The 18,523-nt window shown below is 69.8% G+C and carries 19 protein-coding genes and 2 tRNA genes; 7 read left to right on the top strand and 14 right to left on the bottom strand.

From position 1 onward, the window contains the following. Window positions 1-37: 37 nt before the first annotated feature. From Q9R27_RS12510 to Q9R27_RS12480, 7 genes are all read right to left on the bottom strand, one after another. A tRNA-Pro gene (locus tag Q9R27_RS12510) sits at window positions 38-110 on the bottom strand. A 49-nt stretch (window positions 111-159) separates the two neighbouring features. Beyond that, window positions 160-230, bottom strand: a tRNA-Gly gene (locus Q9R27_RS12505). Window positions 231-307: 77 nt separating this feature from the next. After that, window positions 308-1,399 carry a PP2C family protein-serine/threonine phosphatase gene (locus tag Q9R27_RS12500; RefSeq protein ID WP_311252718.1) on the bottom strand — a complete coding sequence of 364 codons (1,092 nt, stop codon included), beginning with the start codon at window positions 1,397-1,399 and terminating at the stop codon, window positions 308-310. 38 nt (window positions 1,400-1,437) lie between these two features. Continuing rightward, window positions 1,438-2,298: a zinc finger domain-containing protein gene (locus Q9R27_RS12495; protein ID WP_311252717.1), complete on the bottom strand. Its 861-nt coding sequence runs from the start codon at window positions 2,296-2,298 to the stop codon at window positions 1,438-1,440. Continuing rightward, on the bottom strand, window positions 2,291-2,815 hold the full coding sequence (locus tag Q9R27_RS12490; RefSeq protein ID WP_311252716.1) for a ribose-5-phosphate isomerase: 525 nt from the start codon (window positions 2,813-2,815) through the stop codon (window positions 2,291-2,293). The genes Q9R27_RS12495 and Q9R27_RS12490 overlap by 8 nt, the downstream gene beginning before the upstream one ends. Before the next feature lie 36 nt (window positions 2,816-2,851). Then, window positions 2,852-3,730: an alpha/beta hydrolase gene (locus tag Q9R27_RS12485; protein WP_311252715.1), complete on the bottom strand. Its 879-nt coding sequence runs from the start codon at window positions 3,728-3,730 to the stop codon at window positions 2,852-2,854. 8 nt (window positions 3,731-3,738) lie between these two features. Then, a complete protein-coding gene (locus Q9R27_RS12480) occupies window positions 3,739-4,308 on the bottom strand; it encodes a hypothetical protein (RefSeq protein WP_311252714.1) in 570 nt (189 codons plus the stop codon). Window positions 4,309-4,400: 92 nt separating this feature from the next. Between Q9R27_RS12480 and Q9R27_RS12475 the strand changes: the two genes are divergently transcribed. Then, window positions 4,401-5,639 (top strand): MFS transporter, encoded by a 1,239-nt coding sequence (locus Q9R27_RS12475; protein ID WP_311252713.1) that lies wholly within the window; start codon window positions 4,401-4,403, stop codon window positions 5,637-5,639. Window positions 5,640-5,728: 89 nt separating this feature from the next. Then, window positions 5,729-6,472: an SDR family oxidoreductase gene (locus Q9R27_RS12470; protein WP_311252712.1), complete on the top strand. Its 744-nt coding sequence runs from the start codon at window positions 5,729-5,731 to the stop codon at window positions 6,470-6,472. A gap of 15 nt (window positions 6,473-6,487) precedes the next feature. Here Q9R27_RS12470 and Q9R27_RS12465 read toward each other — a convergent pair whose 3' ends face one another. Beyond that, entirely contained in the window at window positions 6,488-6,781 is a 294-nt protein-coding gene (locus Q9R27_RS12465; RefSeq protein ID WP_311252711.1) for a hypothetical protein, read from the bottom strand. Between the two features lie 119 nt (window positions 6,782-6,900). Beyond that, window positions 6,901-8,697, bottom strand: a complete 1,797-nt coding sequence (gene metG, locus Q9R27_RS12460; RefSeq protein WP_311252710.1) for a methionine--tRNA ligase — start codon at window positions 8,695-8,697, stop codon at window positions 6,901-6,903. 18 nt (window positions 8,698-8,715) lie between these two features. Between metG and Q9R27_RS12455 the strand changes: the two genes are divergently transcribed. Next, window positions 8,716-9,393 (top strand): GPP34 family phosphoprotein, encoded by a 678-nt coding sequence (locus Q9R27_RS12455; RefSeq protein WP_311252709.1) that lies wholly within the window; start codon window positions 8,716-8,718, stop codon window positions 9,391-9,393. A gap of 30 nt (window positions 9,394-9,423) precedes the next feature. On the opposite strand, the gene Q9R27_RS12450 is transcribed toward Q9R27_RS12455, so the two are convergent. Next, window positions 9,424-10,029, bottom strand: a complete 606-nt coding sequence (locus tag Q9R27_RS12450) for a DsbA family protein (RefSeq protein WP_311252708.1) — start codon at window positions 10,027-10,029, stop codon at window positions 9,424-9,426. 44 nt (window positions 10,030-10,073) lie between these two features. Then, complete coding sequence (gene chrA, locus Q9R27_RS12445) at window positions 10,074-11,189, bottom strand: chromate efflux transporter (protein WP_311252707.1); 1,116 nt, start codon at window positions 11,187-11,189, stop codon at window positions 10,074-10,076. Between the two features lie 74 nt (window positions 11,190-11,263). On the opposite strand from chrA, the gene pepN reads away from it, so the two are divergent. Continuing rightward, the gene (gene pepN / locus Q9R27_RS12440; RefSeq protein ID WP_311252706.1) at window positions 11,264-13,807 is read left to right on the top strand and encodes an aminopeptidase N; all 2,544 of its coding nucleotides are present in this window, start codon (window positions 11,264-11,266) and stop codon (window positions 13,805-13,807) included. A 119-nt stretch (window positions 13,808-13,926) separates the two neighbouring features. Here pepN and Q9R27_RS12435 read toward each other — a convergent pair whose 3' ends face one another. Continuing rightward, window positions 13,927-14,304 carry a DUF5130 family protein gene (locus Q9R27_RS12435; RefSeq protein WP_311252705.1) on the bottom strand — a complete coding sequence of 126 codons (378 nt, stop codon included), beginning with the start codon at window positions 14,302-14,304 and terminating at the stop codon, window positions 13,927-13,929. Further along, a complete protein-coding gene (locus tag Q9R27_RS12430) occupies window positions 14,282-14,650 on the bottom strand; it encodes a hypothetical protein (protein ID WP_311252704.1) in 369 nt (122 codons plus the stop codon). The genes Q9R27_RS12435 and Q9R27_RS12430 overlap by 23 nt, the downstream gene beginning before the upstream one ends. 61 nt (window positions 14,651-14,711) lie before the next feature. Here Q9R27_RS12430 and Q9R27_RS12425 point away from each other — a divergent pair, with 61 nt between their 5' ends. Together Q9R27_RS12425 and Q9R27_RS12420 are read left to right on the top strand one after the other, a co-directional pair. Then, the gene (locus Q9R27_RS12425) at window positions 14,712-15,761 is read left to right on the top strand and encodes a mechanosensitive ion channel family protein (protein ID WP_311252703.1); all 1,050 of its coding nucleotides are present in this window, start codon (window positions 14,712-14,714) and stop codon (window positions 15,759-15,761) included. Between the two features lie 37 nt (window positions 15,762-15,798). Further along, window positions 15,799-16,185 (top strand): globin, encoded by a 387-nt coding sequence (locus Q9R27_RS12420; protein WP_311252702.1) that lies wholly within the window; start codon window positions 15,799-15,801, stop codon window positions 16,183-16,185. A 16-nt stretch (window positions 16,186-16,201) separates the two neighbouring features. On the opposite strand, the gene Q9R27_RS12415 is transcribed toward Q9R27_RS12420, so the two are convergent. Continuing rightward, window positions 16,202-17,062: an acyl-CoA thioesterase gene (locus tag Q9R27_RS12415; RefSeq protein WP_311252701.1), complete on the bottom strand. Its 861-nt coding sequence runs from the start codon at window positions 17,060-17,062 to the stop codon at window positions 16,202-16,204. 81 nt (window positions 17,063-17,143) lie between these two features. Between Q9R27_RS12415 and Q9R27_RS12410 the strand changes: the two genes are divergently transcribed. After that, window positions 17,144-18,370, top strand: a complete 1,227-nt coding sequence (locus tag Q9R27_RS12410; protein WP_311252700.1) for an acetyl-CoA C-acetyltransferase — start codon at window positions 17,144-17,146, stop codon at window positions 18,368-18,370. Window positions 18,371-18,523: the final 153 nt, after the last annotated feature.

The following is an 18,523-nucleotide window of genomic DNA, read 5'->3' as shown; positions in this document are numbered from 1 at the left end:
CCTCAGGGTTCATGGGATGGTGCGGGGCAGGGATCCGTCGGGGCGACAGGACTCGAACCTGCGATCTCCTGCTCCCAAAGCAGGCGCGCTAGCCACTACGCTACGCCCCGCCAAGGGCCGCCTGCCCGGTCGCGGGGACCGGCCTGGACGACACTTGAGAGCGGATGACGGGAATCGAACCCGCGTAATCAGTTTGGAAGACTGAGGCTCTACCATTGAGCTACATCCGCGCGCACTGATTTGTGCGGTGACATGGTGCCACACCGCGCCGAATGCGGACCAATCAGGGCACCGGCCCGGCGACCGCTCAGCGGCGGTGCAGGAGCACCAGCGCGCGGTCGTCCTGCGGCGAGCCGAGGCGGTCGATCAACCGCTGGGTGTAGCCGTCGAAGCCGCCCAGGATCTCCCGTTCACCCTGGCCCTGGAGCTTGTCGATGCCCATGCTCAACTCGCGGGTCGGCGTCTCCACCAGCCCGTCGGTGTAGAGCAGCACGGCATCCCCGGGGCGCAGCACCGAGCGGACCTCGACGAAGTCGGCATCCTCGATCAGGCCCAGGATCGGCCCCTCCGACTCGTGCACCGTCCAGCGACCCGAGCCGGCGAGCAACTGCACGGCCGGCGGGTGCCCGGCCGAGCGGAGCACGAACTCACCGGTGTCGAGGTGGATGTTGAGGTGGATCGCGGTGGCGAACCCCTCCTCCCACTCCTGGCGCAGCAGGTAGGAATTCGCCGCGGGCAGGAACTCCTCGGCCGGCAGCGCACCGAGCAGTCCGCCGAAGGCGCCGGAGAGCATCAGCGCCCGGGTGCCGGCCTCCTCCCCCTTACCGGAGACGTCGACGACGACCAGGTCCAGGCGGTTCTCCAGCGGGCACAGCGAGGCGACCGTGAAGTCGCCGGCGAACGGCGTACCCCCCGCGGAGCGGAGCGCGGACTCGGCGAACCAACCCGCCGGCAACTCCGGGAGGCGTCCCTGGCTGAGGATCCGGTCACGCAGGTCCACCAGCATCGACTCCCCCTGCACCCCGGCCACGCCGAGCCGCGAACGGCGGAACGAGGTGACCAGGATGATGAAGCCGAGCAGGAAGAGGACCAGGACGCCGACGATGATCCGCGGCGTCAGCGGGCTCTGTCGGGTGACCGCGAAGGCCAGCACGCCCAGCACGAAGATCACGAACCACGGCAACATCCGCGGGCCGAGGAAGACACTGCCCAGCACCATCGGCAGCACGAGCAGGGTCAGCGGCCAGAAGTCCGGGGCCACCGCGTAGAGGATGCACAGCAGCACGGTCAGGCCGACCAGGGAGAGGAGGACCAACCCGCCCCCGCCCAGGGCCCGGCGGCGCCATGCCTGCACCCGACGGCGGAGCCGGCGCACCGCGCTGGAGCGTGGCCTGGCCATGGCACTCCCTCCTGCGCTGGCTCGACTGGTTCGTGGGCTCACTGTAGGGCCCGCGAGCGGAAGGTGGGCTGACACCGCGGGCACCAGAACGAATTGCGCCCGGCCAGCGCCTCGGTGCGCACCGTGGCACCACACACATGGCAGGGCTGCCCGGTGCGGCGGTAGACGTAGACCTCGCCCCCGTGGTCGTCGCGCCGCGGTTCGCGCCCCATCGCCTCGGGGGTGTGCTCGGGCCGCACCGTGTCGATCCGGTTCACCCGGACGCCGTCGGCCATCAACACGACCAGGTCGTCCCAGATCGCCATGAACTGGCTGCGCCGCAGCGTGCGCCCCGGCCGCAGCGGATGCATCCGGTGCCGGAAGAGCACCTCGGCGCGGTAGACGTTGCCCACGCCGGCCAGCACGGACTGGTCCATCAGCAGATCGCCGATGCTCCGGTCACTGCGCGAGATCCGGCGCCAGGCCCGCTCCGGGTCACTGTCCGGGCGCAACGGGTCCGGCCCCAGCGAGGCGATCACCTCGTCACGCCGGGCCAGGCCCACCAGGTCGCACCGGGTGGCGCCACGCAGGTCGGCGTACGCCGCGCCCGACGGCGTACCGGCTCCGTCGGCGGTGAAGATCCGCAGCCGGACCTGGCCCACCGGTTCCGGCACCTGGGCAGCGCCGGTGACCAGGTCGAACTTGCCGATCAGCCCGAGGTGGATGTGGATGAACCGCTCGCCGGGGAACTCCACGAAGAGGTGCTTGCCCGCGGCGTCGGCGCCGACCAGGACCGATCCGTCCAGGTGGGCCGCGTCGGCGGCGAAGCGGCCGGTCGGGCTCTGCACCCGCACCGGGCGGCCTGCGAAGGCCTCGTCCAGGTCGATCGCGAGGCGTCGGAGGGTGTGCCCCTCAGGCATCCGGATCGTCGTCGGTCGCGGCGCCCTGCAGGGCGGACTCGGGCAGCGGGGGCAGTTCCCCGGTGGTCTCGTACGTCGTCAACTGGCCGATCCGGCGTGCGTGGCGCTCGTCGCCGGGGAACGGCGTGGCGAGGAAGACCTCGACGAAGCGGGTCATCTCGTCCAGGGTGTGCATCCGCCCGCCGACCGAGACCACGTTGGCGTCGTTGTGCTCGCGGGCCAGAGTCGCCGTCTCCTCCGACCAGACCAGTGCCGAGCGGATGCCGGCGACCTTGTTGGCCGCGATCTGCTCCCCGTTGCCGGACCCACCGATCACCACGCCGAGGCTGTCCAGGCCCTCGGCCCGCTCGGCGGCAACACCCTGCGCGGCCCGCAGGCAGAAGACCGGGTAGTCATCGAGGGCGTCGTAGACGAACGGACCGTGGTCCACCACCTCGTAGCCGTGCTCGATGAGCCAGTTGAGCAGGTGGTCCTTCAGTTCGAGGCCGGCATGGTCGGAGCCGAGGTGAACGCGCATGGCGCAGATTCTGTCACGCGTTCCATGGACGCCTTCTCAGGCGTGGTGGCTGAGCAGGAACCCCGCCACCTGGCGCAGCAGCGGCTCGGCCGCGTCGAAGACGTCCGGGTGCCGCCAGAACCCATGCACCTGGCCCAGGTAGCGGGTCGCCACCACCTGCACGCCCAGGTCGGCCAGGCGTTGCGCCAGGTGCTCGGCCTCGTCGCGCAACGGGTCGTGCTCGGCGCTGACCACCAGCGTCGGCGGCAGCGTGTCCAGTGCCGGCGAGAGCAGCGGGGCCAAGTCAGGGTCGTGCAGGTCTGCCTCGGTGGCGGCGTACTGGCGCCAGTACCAGGCAGCCTCCTCGGGGTCGAAGCCGGTGCCGGAGGCCTGGTAACTGGGGAACGACATGGTCGGGTCGAGGAACGGATAGACCAGCGCGAGTGCGGTGAACCGCCCGGGGTGGCGCAGGGCGGCGACCAGGGCCAGGTTGCCGCCGGCGCTGTCGCCGTGGGCGTACGTCGGCACGTCGGCGAACTCGCTGGTCGCCAGCCAGGCCAGCACGGCGTCGACGTCCTCGACCGCGGCCGGAAACCGCGCCTCGGGCGGGCGGCGGTAGTCGACCGAGAGGACGGCCAGGCCCAGCCGGTTGGCGAAGGCCCGGCAGATGGCGTCGTGCACCTCGACGTCGTTGAAGACGAAGCCGCCGCCGTGGAAGTGGACGACGATCCCGTCCCCGGCCCCCTCGGGGCGGTAGAGCCGCGCCGGGACCCCGCCGGCGTCGATGTCGCTGACCCGGGCGACCTCCTCGCGCGGGGCGGCAGCGGCCACCGCCTGCGCCTCGGCACGCGCCGCATCGACGTCGTACGCCGGGTGGTGGACGGGCATCTCGCCGGCGCGGGCCTCGACCGCCCGCCGGGCCTGGGGATGGAGCATGCCGCGCCTCAGCGGGCCATCAGCGCGTCGAGGCCGACCGCCATCGCCGCGGCGACCCGGAAGTCGACCCGCTGGTCGGGCACGGTGACGGTGTACTTGTCGCGCAGGGACGCCTTGCGGTCGCTGGACATGAGCAGGTTGCCGGCGTCGTCGTGGAAGTCGAAGTGGAAGCGGAGGAACGGCACGTCACTGAACCGGCGCAGCACGGCGACGAGTTGGCTGCGCTCGTGGCCGAGCCCGGCATAGCCGGGGCCCTCGATGCGGAAGGTGGAGCGCATCAGGCTGGCCCCGAACTCCTTCTTGAAGTAGCCGATCGGCTGGCCGTATTCATCGGTGACGTCATAGCCGGCATTGAGGTCCAGCTTCTTGCGTGCCTTGAACCCGAAGACGGCATGGGTCCGGGACTCGTCGGAGAAGAAGGTGACCTCCTCCTTGAAGGCGAACCGCTTCTGCTGGGCGAAGGCGAGCAGTTGTCCTTCCGAGCCGTCCGGGTTGGCCATGGTGATGTCATAGCGGTTCACCATCATGGTGAGCTTCTGGCGCACGAAGAACTGGGGCACGTACATGGCGGCGGTCATGGAGTGCAGCCTGCCACGCCCCGGCGGGGAACAAACACCGATCCGGCAAACCCCGCTGCCGCCGCCCGCGGCGCGGTGCCTACGCTGCATCCGTGGACCAGCCCAGTACGCCGCCCCTCGCCGCGGCCCCGACAGCAACAGGCCCGACACCCGGTTCACTGGCCGGTCGGCGCATGGTGCTGCTGGCCCTGGTCGTGCTGGCCCTCAACCTGCGCCCGGCCGCGGTCAGTGTCGGGCCGGTGCTGGCCGAGACCACCGACGGGCTCGGCATGTCCCACACCCTGGCCGGCGTGCTCACCTCGCTGCCGGTGATCGCCTTCGCCGGATTCGGGGCGCTCGCCCCGTGGCTGGCCCGCACCGTCGGCATCCACCAGACCACCCTCGCCTCGCTGGTCGCGGTCGCCATCGGGCTGGCCCTGCGTGCAGGAGTAGACACCTCGCTGCCCTTCCTGGCCCTCTCCCTGCTCGCCCTGGCCGGGATGGCCACCGCCAACGTGCTGCTCCCCTCCCTGGTCAAGCTCCACTTCGGTGACCGGGTCGGGATGGCCACCGCGCTCTACACGACGGCGATGGCGATCGGGCTGACCGCGGCCCTGCTGCTCACCGTCCCGATCGCCGAGGCGCACGGGGGGTGGCGCTTCGGGCTGGGGATCTGGGCAGCACTGGCCCTGGCCGCTGCGCTGGTCTGGGTGGCCTTCGCCGCCCACGACCGGCACGTCGGCCCGCCGAGCACGACGATCTCGCTGTGGGCGGTGGCCCGGACCCGGCTGGGGGTCGCCCTGGCGGTCTTCTTCGGGTTGCAGTCGATCGCGGCGTACTCGATCTTCGGCTGGTTCGCCCAGTTGTGGCGCGACAGCGGCTTCTCCCCCACGGTCGCCGGGGCACTGGTCGGCCTGGTCGCCGGGATCAGCATCCCGCTCTCGCTGTGGATCCCCCGGGCTGCGGCCGCGCGCGAGGATCAGCGGCCAGTGCTGCTGGCGGTGATGGCCTGCTATCCACTGGGCTATGTCGGCCTGATGGTGGCGCCCCATGCGCTGGCCGTGCCCTGCGCACTGCTGGTCGGCATCGGCGCCTGCACCTTCCCGTTGATCCTGAGCCTGATCCCGCTGCGTGCGCGCACCACCGAGGGCACCGCCGCGCTGTCCGGGTGGACCCAGTCGGCGGGCTACCTGGTGGCAGCGCTCGGCCCGTTCGCGGTGGGGGCGACGTACGACGCGACCGGCGGCTGGACCTGGCCCCTGGCGCTGCTGCTCGCCCTGGCCGTGCCGCAGTTGCTGCTCGGCCTCTATGTCTCCCAGCCCCGCTACCTGGAGGACCAGTTGTCCCGCTGAGCGGCGCTTGGCGTCCCGGATCCGGCGGCGTCTCCCCTAACCTGCGCACCAGGTGGGACCACCCGGGTCCCCGCGGACGGAGGACCCAGATGAGGCTCGAGGGCAAGGTCGCCATCGTCACCGGCGGCGCGAAGGGCATCGGCCGCGCCATCACCACGGCGTACGTCGGCCAGGGGGCGCGGGTGCTCGTGGTCGACGTCGACGAGGCTGCCGGGGCCACCCTGGCCGCCGACCTCGGCGAGGCGGTCACCTTCCTGGCCGCGGACCTCTCCGTCGAGGCCAACGCCTCCCGGATCGTCGAGGCCGCAGTGGCGGCGTACGGACGGCTGGACGTGCTGGTCAACAACGCCCACGCCTCCCGCCAGGCGCCGCTGCTGGAGACCACGCCCGAGATGTGGGAACTCTCCCTGGGCACCGGCTTCTGGCCGGTCTTCTGGTTGATGCGCGAGGCGCACCCGCACCTGAAGGAGTCACGCGGCACCATCATCAACTTCGCCTCCGGTGCCGGCCTGCGCGGCAACCCGACCCAGGGCGCCTATGCCGCCGCGAAGGAGGCCGTGCGCGGGATCAGCCGGGTGGCCGCCAACGAGTGGGCCCGCGACGGCATCAACGTGAACCTGATCTCGCCCCTGGCCCGCACCGAGGGCGTCGACGCGTTCATCGCCGCCCACCCGGAGCAGGAGGAGGCGCTGAACAACACCAACCCGATGCGTCGCCTGGGTGACCCGTACGACGACATCGCGCCGGTGGCGGTCTTCCTGGCCAGCGGGGACGCCGACTACATGACCGGGCAGACCCTGATGGTCGACGGCGGGGCGATCATGCTCCGCTGAGCAGGCCCCGTGTGATCAGCGCGAGTCGACGATCAGGCGAGGATGGGGGCCTTCCAGGCGGGCGACGGCGATCTTGACCGCTGTCACTTCTGCCTTGACCTCGGCCAGCTCCGCCTGGATTTCAGACCTCACCCGATCAATTCGTTCGTGGGTCTTGGCGAACTGGGCATCGACCTTCGCGAACTGTGCGTGCATGTCGTCGCGGAGCCGATCGGTGCGCTGGATCATCCACGCGAACCCACCGACCACCGTCATCAACATCCCGAGCATGCTGCCCAGGGTCGTGATCACTTCAGCCGACATGTACATGCCCTCCATCTTGCCTCATCGCCCAACGTCCTCGCCACCGAAACTACGGTGCTCGCCGAGCGGGAGGAAGCCCCGATTCGCCGCCTGTGGATAACCCTCGACCGGCAGCCAGGCGAAGCTCAGTCGCCGAGGCGGTCGAGCTCCTCGTCGACCACGGCCGTGTCGAGCTTGGTGAAGACCGGCGCCGGCTTGCTGACCGGGGTGCCGACCACGATCGGGGTGCGGCCCCAGGCGCGTGCCCCGGTGTAGTCGCCGGTGATGATCGGATAGGCGCGGGTCGGGTCGTCCAGGTCGGTGGCCTCCTCCAGCGCCGGCATCGGCTGCACGTCGCCGGCCCCGCCGAGCGCCGCGTCGACGGCGTTGGCCGAGAACGGGAGGAACGGGCTGAGCATCACGTTGAGGTCAGCGACGCACTGGGTCATCACGTGCAGCACGGTGGCCAGCGGGTCCCGCACCTCGTCACCCTTGAGCTTCCACGGCTCGGCATCGGTGACGTACTTGTTCACGTCCGCGACGACCTTCATCGCCTCGCCGATCGCGGCCTTCTGCCGGTGCGAGCCGATCAGGTCGCCGACCGTGGTGAACGCGTCCTCGACCCGGGCCAGGATCGTGGCGTCGGCCTCGGTGAGCTCGCCGGCGGGCGGGATCTCGCCGAAGTTCTTCGCGACCAGGGTGGCGGTGCGGCTGACCAGGTTGCCCCAGCCGGCGACCAGTTCGTCGTTGGTGCGGCGTACGAACTCCGACCAGGTGAAGTCGGCGTCCTGGTTCTCCGGGCCGGCCGCGGCGACGAAGTAGCGGAACGCGTCGGGCTGGTAGCGCGAGAGCAGGTCGCGGACATAGATCACCACCCGCTTGGAGGAGGAGAACTTCTTGCCCTCCATGGTCAGGAACTCGCTCGAGACCACCTCGGTGGGCAGGTTGAGTACGCCGTACTCACGCGGGCTCCCGCCCTTGTCGCCCTTGCCGGAATAGGCCAGCAACTCCGCGGGCCAGATCTGGGAGTGGAAGGTGATGTTGTCCTTGCCCATGAAGTAGTAGGACAGTGCCTCGGGGTCGTTCCACCAGGCGCGCCATGCCTCCGGGTCGCCGCTGCGGCGGGCCCATTCGATGCTGGCCGAGAGATAGCCGATCACCGCGTCGAACCAGACGTAGAGCTTCTTCGACGGGTTGTCGACCCAGCCCTCCAGCGGGACTGCGATCCCCCAGTCGATGTCGCGGGTCATCGCGCGCGGGCGGATCTCCTTGAGGATGTTCTGGCTGAACCGGATCACGTTCGGCCGCCAGGTGCCCGACGCCTCCCGCTCGTCGAGCCACGCGGTGAGCGCCTCGGCCAGGGCGGGCAGGTCGAGGAAGAAGTGCTGGGTCTCGATGAACTCGGGCGTCTCGCCGTTGATCTTCGACCGCGGGTTGACCAGGTCGTGCGGGTCGAGCTGGTTGCCGCAGTTGTCGCACTGGTCGCCGCGGGCGCCGTCCGCACCACAGATCGGGCAGGTGCCCTCGATGTAGCGGTCGGGCAGGGTGCGCCCGGTCGACGGCGAGATCGCGCCGTACGTCGTCTGCTCGACGAAGTAGCCGTTCTCGTAGACGCCCAGGAACATCTCCTGGACCACCTGGTGGTGGTTGCGGGTGGTGGTGCGGGTGTAGAGGTCGTAGGAGATGCCGAGGGCGACCAAGTCCTCGGCGATCAGGCGGTGGTTCTTGTCGGCCAGCTCCTGCGGGCTCAGCCCGGCCTCGTCGGCGGCGATCAGGATCGGCGTACCGTGCTCGTCGGTGCCGGAGACCATGAGCACGTCGTGGCCCGCCATCCGCATGTAGCGGCTGAAGACGTCGGAGGGCACCCCGAAGCCGGCGACGTGGCCGATGTGGCGGGGACCGTTGGCATAGGGCCAGGCGACGGAGGACAAGACTTTGCTCATGGTGTGATCCTAGGAGGCATGACGATGCTGCTCGCCGAGGACCTGCTGTTGCTCCTGCTCGACGACGAGACCGGGAAGCTGGACGCGACCTGGATCGACCCCCTGCTGGGCGGTGCCATGCTCACCGAGTTGGCTGCCGGGGAGTTGCTCGAGGTGCGCAAGGGCGGCACGTGGTCGCGGGCCAAGGTGCACGTGCTGCCCGGGGCCACCCCGCCCGGGGACCCGCTGCTGACCGGTGCGCTCGGAGTCGTGGCGGAGCGGGAGCGCACCGCCCAGGACCTGGTCAATCGGCTCGGCAAGGGCCTGAAGGACGCGCTGCTGGCTCGGCTGGCCGAGCGCGGGATCATCCGCCTCGAAGAGGGCAGGTTCCTCGGCATCTTCCCGACCAAGCGGTGGCCGACCGTCGACTCCTCCCACGAGGACGAGGTACGCCGCCACCTGGCCGCCGCACTGCTGCACGGGGTGACCCCGACCCAGCACACCGCTGCCCTGGTATCCCTGCTCCATGCCGCCGACCGGGCGCACAAGGTGCTCGACAACCAGGGCCTGCCGGCCCGCCAGGTGAAGGCACGCGCCAAGGAGATCGCCGAGGGTGACTGGGCAGCGAAGGCCGTCCGCGACGCGATCTCGGCCGCCCAGGCGGCGACCACGGCGGTGATGATCGCGACCACCACCGCCGCCGCCAGCAGCTCGTGAGCCGACGGACCGCACTGGGCGGCGCCGGGGTCAGCTGAAGTCGAGTTCCCCGGTGCGGGTCCGCTTCAGCTCGAAGAAGTTGGGGAACGCAGCGAGTCCGACGGCGGCGTCCCAGAGCTTCCCGGCTTCCTCGCCCCGCGGGATGCTGGTGATCACCGGGCCGAAGAAGGCGGTCCCCTCGATCGCGATCACCGGGGTGCCGACCTCCTCGCCGACCTGGTCCATCCCGGCGTGGTGGGAGGCCTTCAGCGCCTCGTCGTACTCGGTGGACTCCATCGCATCGGCCAGGTCGGTCGGCAGGCCCGCGGTCTCCAGCGCGGCGACGACCATCGCCCGGTCGAGGTCCTTCTTCTCCAGGTGGATCTGGTTGCCCATCGCGGTGTAGAGCGGGAGCAGCACCTCGTTGCCGTGCGCCTGCTCGGCCGCGATGCAGACCCGCACCGGCCCCCAGGCAGGTTCGAGCATCTTGCGGTAGTCCTCGGGGATGTCCTTGTCCTGGTTGAGGTAGGCCAGGCTCATCACGTGCCACGACACCTCGATGTCACGGACCTTCTCGACCTCGAGGATCCAGCGGGAGGTCAGCCAGGCGAACGGACAGAGCGGGTCGAACCAGAAGTCGGCGGTGGTCTTGGTCATGGGACCAGTCAACCACTGGCGCCAACGCGCCCAGGCGCCCCCGCCTACCCGTGGATCAGGAGTCCAAGCAGGGCACCGGCACCGATCAGCCAGGCGCTGTTGACCTTCGTCCAGTGCAAAGCGGCCAGGGTCGCGAGCGCCAGCACGACCGTCCACGGATCGACAAGCGCCTGCCGACCCAGATGCCAACTCACCCCTGCCATCAACGCAAAGGCGGTGACGTTGAGACCGTCCAGCAGCACCGACGTCCAGTCCCGGCTCCGCAGCCAGCCGGCCAACCGGGTGAGCAGCCCGACGAAGATGAACGAGGGCAGGAAGATCGCCACCGTGGCCAGGAACGCACCGCCCCAGCCGGCGACCAGGTAGCCGACGAAGGTGGCGGTGGTGAAGACCGGGCCGGGAGTCACCTGACCGATCGAGATCGCGTCATAGAGCTGCTGCTCGGTGATCCAGCCCAGCCGCTCCACGAAGTCGCCGCGCAGGAACGTGAGCAGCACGTAGCCGCTGCCGTAGAGCACCGCCCCGATCTTGAGCATCGTGGCGAACAGCTGGGTCAGGGTCGCGGTGTCTGCGGTGGCCACCAGCGGTGCGGCCAGCACGGCCGGGCCGGCCGTAGCGGCACGGCGTACGGCGTGGGCAAGCGCCGCCAGTGCGGCACCGCCGAAGAGCACCGCCAGCTCGTTGACGCCGGCCAGGTACGTCGCCAGCGCGAGCACCCCGAGCCCGGCCAGCGCCGGCGACTTGACCACGGTGGGCAGCAGCCCGACCAGGGCGTGCCCGATGATCCCGAGCACGACGGGGACGACGCCGTACAGGATCCCGGTGAAGGCAGGAGCGGAGCCGTGCTCGACGTAGAGCCAGGCCAGGCCGGTGACCATCAGTGCGGCCGGCAGGATGAACGCCGCGCCGCCCAGGACCAGGCCGCGCCAGCCCGCGCGCTCGTGGCCGAGGTGGATCGCCAGCTCGGTGGAGTTGGGGCCGGGGATCAGGTTGGTGGCCCCGACCAGGTCCACGAACCGGGCGTCGTCGACCCAGCCACGGCGCCGGACCAGTTCCTCACGCATCATCGCCATGTGCGCAACCGGACCACCGAACGCGACCGTGCCCAGCCGAAGGAAGACACCGACGACCTCGCGGACCGAACGCCCCTGTGGATTCACCCCGACATCGAAACAGGGTTGGATGAACAGTGGGTGAGCGAGCGGCTTGGGCGGGCAGTGACATGATGCAGGGCATGCCCGGAACCAACCTGACCCGTGAAGAGGCGCAGACCCGCGCCGCCCTGCTCTCCGTCGAGTCCTACACCGTGGACCTCGACCTGACCACGTCGAGCACCACCTTTGCCTCGACCACCACCCTGAGATTCACCTGCACCGAACCCGGTGCCAGCACCTTCGCCGACCTGGTCGACGCGACCGTCCACGAGATCACCCTCAACGGGGTCGCCCTCGACCCCGCCACGGCGTACGCCGACAGCCGGATCCAGCTCGACGGCCTGGCCGCGGAGAACCAACTGGTGGTCCGCGCGGACTGCACCTACTCCCACTCCGGAGAGGGCCTGCACCGCTTCGTCGACCCGGCCGACGACCGGGTCTACCTCTACTCCCAGTTCGAGGTGCCCGACGCCCGCCGCGTCTTCACCACCTTCGAGCAGCCCGACCTCAAGTCGGTGTTCACCTTCAACGTGACCGCTCCCGCACACTGGAAGGTCGTCTCGAACGCGCCCACTCCCGAGCCGGTCGACCTCGGCAACGGCAACGCGGTGTGGAACTTCCCCACCACGAAGCGGATGTCGACCTACATCACCGCGATCGTGGCCGGTGAGTACCACGGTGTCTTCGACACCTACGAGGGCAAGTTCGGCACGATCCCGCTGGGCCACTACTGCCGCCAGTCGCTGGTGGCGCACCTGGACCGCGAGGAGCTGGTCAAGCTGACCCGGCAGAGCTTCGCGTTCTTCGAGGAGCAGTTCGACTTCCCCTACCCGTTCGAGAAGTACGACCAGCTCTACGTCCCCGAATACAACATGGGCGCGATGGAGAACGCCGGCTGCGTGACGCTGCGTGACGAATACCTGCCGCGCTCGCGCCAGCCGCGCTCGTTCTACGAGTTCCGCGCCTCGGTGATCACCCACGAGATGGCGCACATGTGGTTCGGCGACCTGGTCACCATGAAGTGGTGGGACGACCTGTGGCTCAACGAGTCGTTCGCTGAGTGGGCCTGCTATTGGTGCGAGGCCGAGGCCACCGAGTTCACCGACGCGTGGACCGGGTTCGCCAACGCCCGCAAGCAGACCGGCTACCGGGCCGACCAGTTGCCCAGCACCCACCCGATCGCCGCGGACAACCACGACCTCGAGGCGGTCGAGGTCAACTTCGACATGATCACCTATGCCAAGGGCGCCTCGGTGCTCAAGCAACTGGTGGCCTGGGTCGGCCTGGAGCCGTTCGTGGCCGGGATCCGGCAATACTTCAAGGACCACGCCTACGCGAACTCCGAGTTCTCCGACCTGCTCTCCGCGCTCGAGAAGGCCTCGGGCCGGGAGCTGAAGGGGTGGGCGGCCGAGTGGCTGCAGACCGCCGGGGTGAACACCCTGCGCCCCGTCTTCGAGCTCGACGCCGACGGCAACTACACCGCCCTGCGGATCGAGCAGAGCGCCCACCCGGACTGGCCGACCCTGCGCCGGCACCGGGTCGGGATCGGGTTCTACAACAAGGTCGACGGCACGCTGGTCCGCCAAGACTACCTGGAGGTCGACGTCGAGGGCGAGTCCACCGAGATCGCCGAGGCCGTCGGCCGGCGCCAGCCCGACCTGCTGCTGCTCAACGACAACGACCACGCCTACGCCAAGATCCGCCTCGACGAGCGCTCCCTGGCCACCGTGGTCGCCGACCTCTCCGCGCTGGAGGACTCCCTGGCCCGTGCCCTGTGCTGGGGTGCCGCCTGGGACATGACCCGCGACGCCGAGATGGCCGCCAGCGACTTCGTCGACCTGGTGCTGGCCAACATCGGCGCGGAGACCGACGCCTGGGGCGTGGCCCGGATCCCGACGTACGCCGCCCAGGCGGTGAACAGCCTCTCCGCGCCCGCCAACCGCGACGCACTGCGCGCACGGTGGGAGGCGGGCCTGCAGGAGCTGCTCGCCTCCGCCGAGCCGGGCAGCGACCACCAGCTCACCTTCGCCCGGTCGCTGGCCGCAGCGGCCCACGGCGAGGAGGCCCTGGGCGTCGTGGCCGGCCTGCTGGACGGCTCCGTGGTCCACGACGGGCTGGCCGTCGACCAGGACATGCGCTGGATCCTGGTCACCGCGCTGGCCCGGGCCGGTCGCTTCGGGGAGTCCGAGATCGCGGCTGAACTGGCCCGGGACAACACCATCTCCGGTCAGGAGCACGCTGCTGCTGCCCGGGCCGCCCGCCCGGACGCCGAGGCCAAGGCGGCTGCGTTCCAGGCCGCGATGCTGGAGGCCGCGACGCCGAACGAGACGCAGCGGAGCATCGCGCTCGCCTTCGGACAGCACGGCCAGGACGACCTGCTGGCGCCGTACGTCGAGCGCTACCTGGCCGCGGCCACCGACGCGTGGGCGGTGCTGGGTGCGCACAAGGCGTCGGTCGCGATGGAGGCACTCTTCCCGCGCTGGCTCGCCTCACCGGAGCTGCTGGCCACCGTGGACGCCTGGCTGGAGGGCGCCGAGGTCAACCCTGGTGCCCGGCGCTACGTGGTCGAGGGCCGCGCCGACGTGGCCCGTTACCTGGCCGCCCAGGAGCGCGACGCACGCTGAGTGCGCCGAGGCGGCACGTGTTGACGCCCTTCATGACCGAAATGATCACCGCCCTGCTGGAGATTCCAGCAGGGCGGTGATCATTCCGCCCGGAGGGGCGGGAAACGTACGAACGGGCCTCAGGCAGCAGCGTGCGCGTGCTCGGCGATCCGGACGATGCCCTGGGTGATGCCCTCGGCGAGCTTGCCCTCGGCGAACTGCGACTGCATCGCCAGGACGGTCAGCTCGATCTCCTCGTCACTGACCTTGCGGCGCACCTGGGCGCCGGTGACGATCTCGAGGAGCCGGGCGTTCGGGTCCACCAGGATGAGGATGGTCTTGGCCGGCGCGACCAGCGTGTTGTGCAGCCGGGTCGCGAACGGGCGCGAGGGGCCCTCCACCGTGCCGACGTACACGGAGAACTCGAAACGGCTCAGCTGCTCCGATTTGCGGATCGTGGTGTCGATCGAGAGCCGCTCGGCGTTGCTGAAGAAGTCACCACTTGCCACTTGCGCCACCCGCCTGCGACGCCTCGGTGTCGGGAGCGGCGAGCTCGTCGTTCGACTTGCGCGGGCCGCCGAACCACTCGCTGTCGGCACCGCCCTTGTCGTTGCCGCGGTCGCCGCGGGCCAGGCTCGGGGCCATCACCAGCAGGGTGATCAGCAGGATCAGCCCGAGCGGGGCGCCGACGTAGACGATGAGCGCGTGCGCGGTGTCGACCGGGTCCGGGTTGCTCCAGTCCTCGGGCACGTTGGCGGAGGCCGGCGCGGCCAGGAAGGTCGCGGAGGCGGCGAGGGCGAGCACCGCCGAGGACGCAGCGAGGCGCGCGGAACGGCGTACGACGTTGGGCTTCGAAGTGGTCACGGAGGCCATGGTATCGGTTCCTGCTTTGTCCGATGACCGGGTCCGCCGTAGCCTCCCTCACATGTCTGCATTGCTCCAGTCGGTCAAGGAATATCCGCAGTGCGCCCCCGACCAGGCAGTCTCCTGCCGGGTGGTGTGGAAATGGACCGGGAACGAGACCGCGGCAGACGTGGCCGAGTGGGTGATCGGCAAGCCCACGGCCATCGCCGTGCTGGTCGTGATCGGCCTGGTGGTGCGCTGGATCCTGCACCGGGTCATCGACCGGATGGTCCGCCATGCCGAGGAGCCGGTCAGCGGCAAGGTGAGCCGCCTGGGCCTGGGCAGCACCCCGATCGGGAGCGCCCTGAAGCGCAACGAGAACACGCACACCCGCCGCGTGCAGCGCACCCGCACCCTGGGCTCGCTGCTGAAGAGCATCACCACCGGCGTGATCTTCACGATCGTGGCGATGATGGTGATCGCCGAGCTCGGCTACAACGTCGGCCCGTTGCTGGCCAGCGCCGGGATCCTCGGTGTCGCCCTCGGCTTCGGCGCCCAGGCACTGGTCCGCGACTTCCTCTCCGGCATCTTCATGATCTTCGAGGACCAGTACGGCGTGGGCGACTTCGTCGACGTCGGCGAGGCCAGCGGCACCGTCGAGGCGGTCGGGCTGCGGGTGACGCGACTGCGCGACACCGAGGGCACGGTCTGGTACGTCCGCAACGGCGAAGTGATCCGGGTCGGCAACATGAGCCAGAACTGGGCCCGCACCGTGCTCGACGTCGCGGTCGCCTACACCGAGGACCTGGTCCGGGTACGCCGCGTGCTCGCCGAGGTCGCCCACGAACTGTGGGAGGACCCCGCCTTCCGGGACAAGATGATCGAGGAACCCGAGGTTTGGGGCGTGCAGTCGATCAGCGCCGACGGCGTGCTGATCCGGGTCGCGGTCAAGACCGCGCCCCAGCAGCAGTGGGCGATCGGGCGCGAGTTGCGCCAGCGGATCAAGTCGCGCTTCGACGCCGAGGACATCGAGGTGCCCTACCCCGAGTGGGTGGTGCGCACCGGCGCCGCGGCCCAGGCGATGAACCCACACCCCGCCGCGACGGACTCCCCCGGGCCCGACGAGGGCTGAGCCCGCCGGTTGGACCGCCCCGGGCACAATGGACCCCATGAGCACCGAGGCAGTCACCTTCTACGAGGAGATCGGCGGGTTCGAGACGATCCGCACCATCGTTGACACGTTCTACGAGGGTGTTGCCACGGACCCGCTGTTGCGACCGATGTATCCCGAGGAGGACCTGGGACCGGCCGCGGAGCGCTTCACGCTCTTCCTGGTGCAGTACTGGGGCGGCCCGACCACCTATTCCGACACCCGCGGCCACCCGCGGTTGCGGATGCGGCACGCGCCGTTCGCGGTGACCCCGACCTCGGCGCAGCGGTGGCTGGTCCACTTCCGCGCCGGGCTGGACGCGGTCGGGTTGACCGAGGAGCAGGACGCCCGCTTCTGGGACTACGTGACGCACGCAGCCCAGTTCATGGTCAACACCCCCGACTAGGGCGCGCCCGAGGCACTCAGGACACGAGCTGGCCGAGCAGCACCTGCCGTGCCGCCTCGGAGGCGGGTGCCGCCTTCTGCTGCACCGGGTCGAACATCACCAGGACCACCCGGGCGCGGCTGAGCACCTGCTCCCCGTCGACAATCTCGGACTCGACGACGAACGAGGAGTTGCCCACCCGGGAGACCCACGAGTGCACGTCGTACGGCTCGGGGCGGAAGAGGATCGGGCGCTTGTAGTCCACGTCCATCTGGGCCAGCACCACGGAGAAGTCCGGCACGTCCTCGACCGAAGTGGCCATCTGGTACATGTAGTTGACCCGGCCCTCCTGAAAGTATTCAAAGTACTTCACGTTGTTGACGTGGCCATAGATGTCGACGTCGGAGAAGCGCACCTGCAGCGGATAGTGGCCCTGCGGTGTACGCCGGGACGGCCCCCGGGGTGCGGTCGGAGCCAGCGGGTCCTCGCCCAGGAACCCGGTGAGCACCTCCCGCTCGGCAGCAGAGATGCGGCGCGGTCGTTCCTCGGTGAAGACGTACGGCGTCAGCACACTCTTGGCCTGGAGATAGACGATCCGCCCGGCGTCGGTCTCGTCGTACACCTCGTAGGCCATGGTGAAGGTGCCGGCCTTGATCTCGGTGACCCAGGTGTCGACCTTCACCGGCGCAGGGCGGAAGGTCAACGGGTGCAGGTATTTCACGTCGTGCTCCACCACCACCACGCCCTCGGCGAGATCGACGGCGCGCGCGTCCGGTGCATGCGTGAGGAGCATGTCGATCCGGGCTTCCTGCAGGTAGTCGATGTAGGTGACGTTGTTCACGTGACCGAGCAGGTCGAGGTCGGCCCACCGGACGGGACATTCATAGACATGGCGCACGGCGCAATGTTCCCATGACTACGCTGGGCCCACAGCGTCACCACGGAGCGTCCGTGCTCCACAGACCCCGATCGGAGAAAAATGCCCGAGGCAGTCATCGTTTCCGCCGCCCGCACCCCCATTGGTCGCGCCAACAAGGGATCCCTCAAGGACTTCCGTCCTGACGACCTGGCGGCGTTCATCATCAAGACCGCCCTGGACAAGATCCCGGAGCTGGACCGCAACACCGTCGATGACCTCTACCTCGGCAACGGCCTGCCCGGCGGCGAGATGGGCAACAACATGGCCCGCATCGTCAACATCCTCAACGACATGGACCCGGTGCCCGGCGCCACGATCACCCGCTACTGCGCCTCCTCGGTGCAGACCACGCGGATGGCGTTCCACGCGATCAAGGCCGGCGAGGGTGACGTCTTCATCTCCGCCGGCGTGGAGACCGTCTCCCGGTTCAAGAACGGCACCTCGGACCACATCCCCAACACCCGCAACCCGATCTTCGACGAGGCCGTGGCGCGCACCGATGCCCACGCCAAGGGTGACGGCACCACCACCGCCGACTGGCACGACCCCCGCGAGGACGGGGTGCTGCCCGACGCCTACATCGCGATGGGCCAGACCGCGGAGAACGTGGCCCGCCTGCGTGGCCTGAGCCGCCAGGAGCTCGACGAGTTCGGGGTCCGCTCGCAGAACCTCGCCGAGAAGGCGATCAACGACGGCTTCTGGGCCCGCGAGATCACCCCGGTGACCACCCCTGACGGCACCGTGGTCTCCGCCGATGACGGTCCCCGCGCCGGCGTCACCTATGAGGCCGCCTCGCAGCTGCAGCCGGTCTTTCGCCCCGACGGCGTGGTCACCGCCGCCAACTGTTGCCCACTCAACGACGGCGCTGCCGCCGTGGTGATCATGTCCGACACCAAGGCCGCCGAGCTGGGCCTCAAGCCGCTGGCCCGGATCGTCTCCACCGGCGTCTCCGGCCTCTCCCCCGAGATCATGGGCCTGGGCCCGGTCGAGGCCACCAAGCGTGCCCTGGCCAACGCGAAGATGAGCATCGGTGACATCGACCTGGTCGAGATCAACGAGGCGTTCGCCGCGCAGGTGGTGCCGTCCTACCAGGACCTCGGCATCGACATCGACCGGCTCAACATCAACGGCGGCGCGATCGCCGTCGGCCACCCCTTCGGGATGACCGGCGCTCGCTTGCAGAACACGATGATCAACTCCCTGGACTGGCACGACAAGTCCACCGGACTGATCACCATGTGCGTCGGCGGCGGTCAGGGCATGGCCCTGATCCTCGAGCGGATCTGAGCCACCACAACAACCAGTGGGCCCCGGGACCAGATGGTCCCGGGGCCCACTGGATTCATGGGCCACCGAGACGGGGCGACAGACAGGAGTCCTCGCCTCGGCGGCATGCCTCGCCGAGCCCGGTTCACACTCCGGTGGCCGTCCCGGATGCCA

The organism is Nocardioides sp. AE5, assembly GCF_031844485.1.
Lineage (GTDB): Bacteria > Actinomycetota > Actinomycetes > Propionibacteriales > Nocardioidaceae > Nocardioides.
This window is presented reverse-complemented; position numbering and strand designations above follow the sequence as displayed.

What these genes read in the sequence shown, in the direction of transcription:
- Q9R27_RS12480 (WP_311252714.1), bottom strand. Translation starts at nt 4,308, where the DNA reads ATGACCGCCGCCATGTACGTGCCCCAGTTCTTCGTGCGCCAGAAGCTC.
- pepN (WP_311252706.1), top strand. Translation starts at nt 11,264, where the DNA reads ATGCCCGGAACCAACCTGACCCGTGAAGAGGCGCAGACCCGCGCCGCC.
- Q9R27_RS12425 (WP_311252703.1), top strand. Translation starts at nt 14,712, where the DNA reads ATGTCTGCATTGCTCCAGTCGGTCAAGGAATATCCGCAGTGCGCCCCC.
- Q9R27_RS12465 (WP_311252711.1), bottom strand. Translation starts at nt 6,781, where the DNA reads ATGTACATGTCGGCTGAAGTGATCACGACCCTGGGCAGCATGCTCGGG.
- Q9R27_RS12500 (WP_311252718.1), bottom strand. Translation starts at nt 1,399, where the DNA reads ATGGCCAGGCCACGCTCCAGCGCGGTGCGCCGGCTCCGCCGTCGGGTG.
- Q9R27_RS12450 (WP_311252708.1), bottom strand. Translation starts at nt 10,029, where the DNA reads ATGACCAAGACCACCGCCGACTTCTGGTTCGACCCGCTCTGTCCGTTC.
- Q9R27_RS12420 (WP_311252702.1), top strand. Translation starts at nt 15,799, where the DNA reads ATGAGCACCGAGGCAGTCACCTTCTACGAGGAGATCGGCGGGTTCGAG.
- Q9R27_RS12470 (WP_311252712.1), top strand. Translation starts at nt 5,729, where the DNA reads ATGAGGCTCGAGGGCAAGGTCGCCATCGTCACCGGCGGCGCGAAGGGC.
- Q9R27_RS12495 (WP_311252717.1), bottom strand. Translation starts at nt 2,298, where the DNA reads ATGCCTGAGGGGCACACCCTCCGACGCCTCGCGATCGACCTGGACGAG.
- Q9R27_RS12485 (WP_311252715.1), bottom strand. Translation starts at nt 3,730, where the DNA reads ATGCTCCATCCCCAGGCCCGGCGGGCGGTCGAGGCCCGCGCCGGCGAG.
- Q9R27_RS12490 (WP_311252716.1), bottom strand. Translation starts at nt 2,815, where the DNA reads ATGCGCGTTCACCTCGGCTCCGACCATGCCGGCCTCGAACTGAAGGAC.
- metG (WP_311252710.1), bottom strand. Translation starts at nt 8,697, where the DNA reads ATGAGCAAAGTCTTGTCCTCCGTCGCCTGGCCCTATGCCAACGGTCCC.
- Q9R27_RS12410 (WP_311252700.1), top strand. Translation starts at nt 17,144, where the DNA reads ATGCCCGAGGCAGTCATCGTTTCCGCCGCCCGCACCCCCATTGGTCGC.
- Q9R27_RS12455 (WP_311252709.1), top strand. Translation starts at nt 8,716, where the DNA reads ATGACGATGCTGCTCGCCGAGGACCTGCTGTTGCTCCTGCTCGACGAC.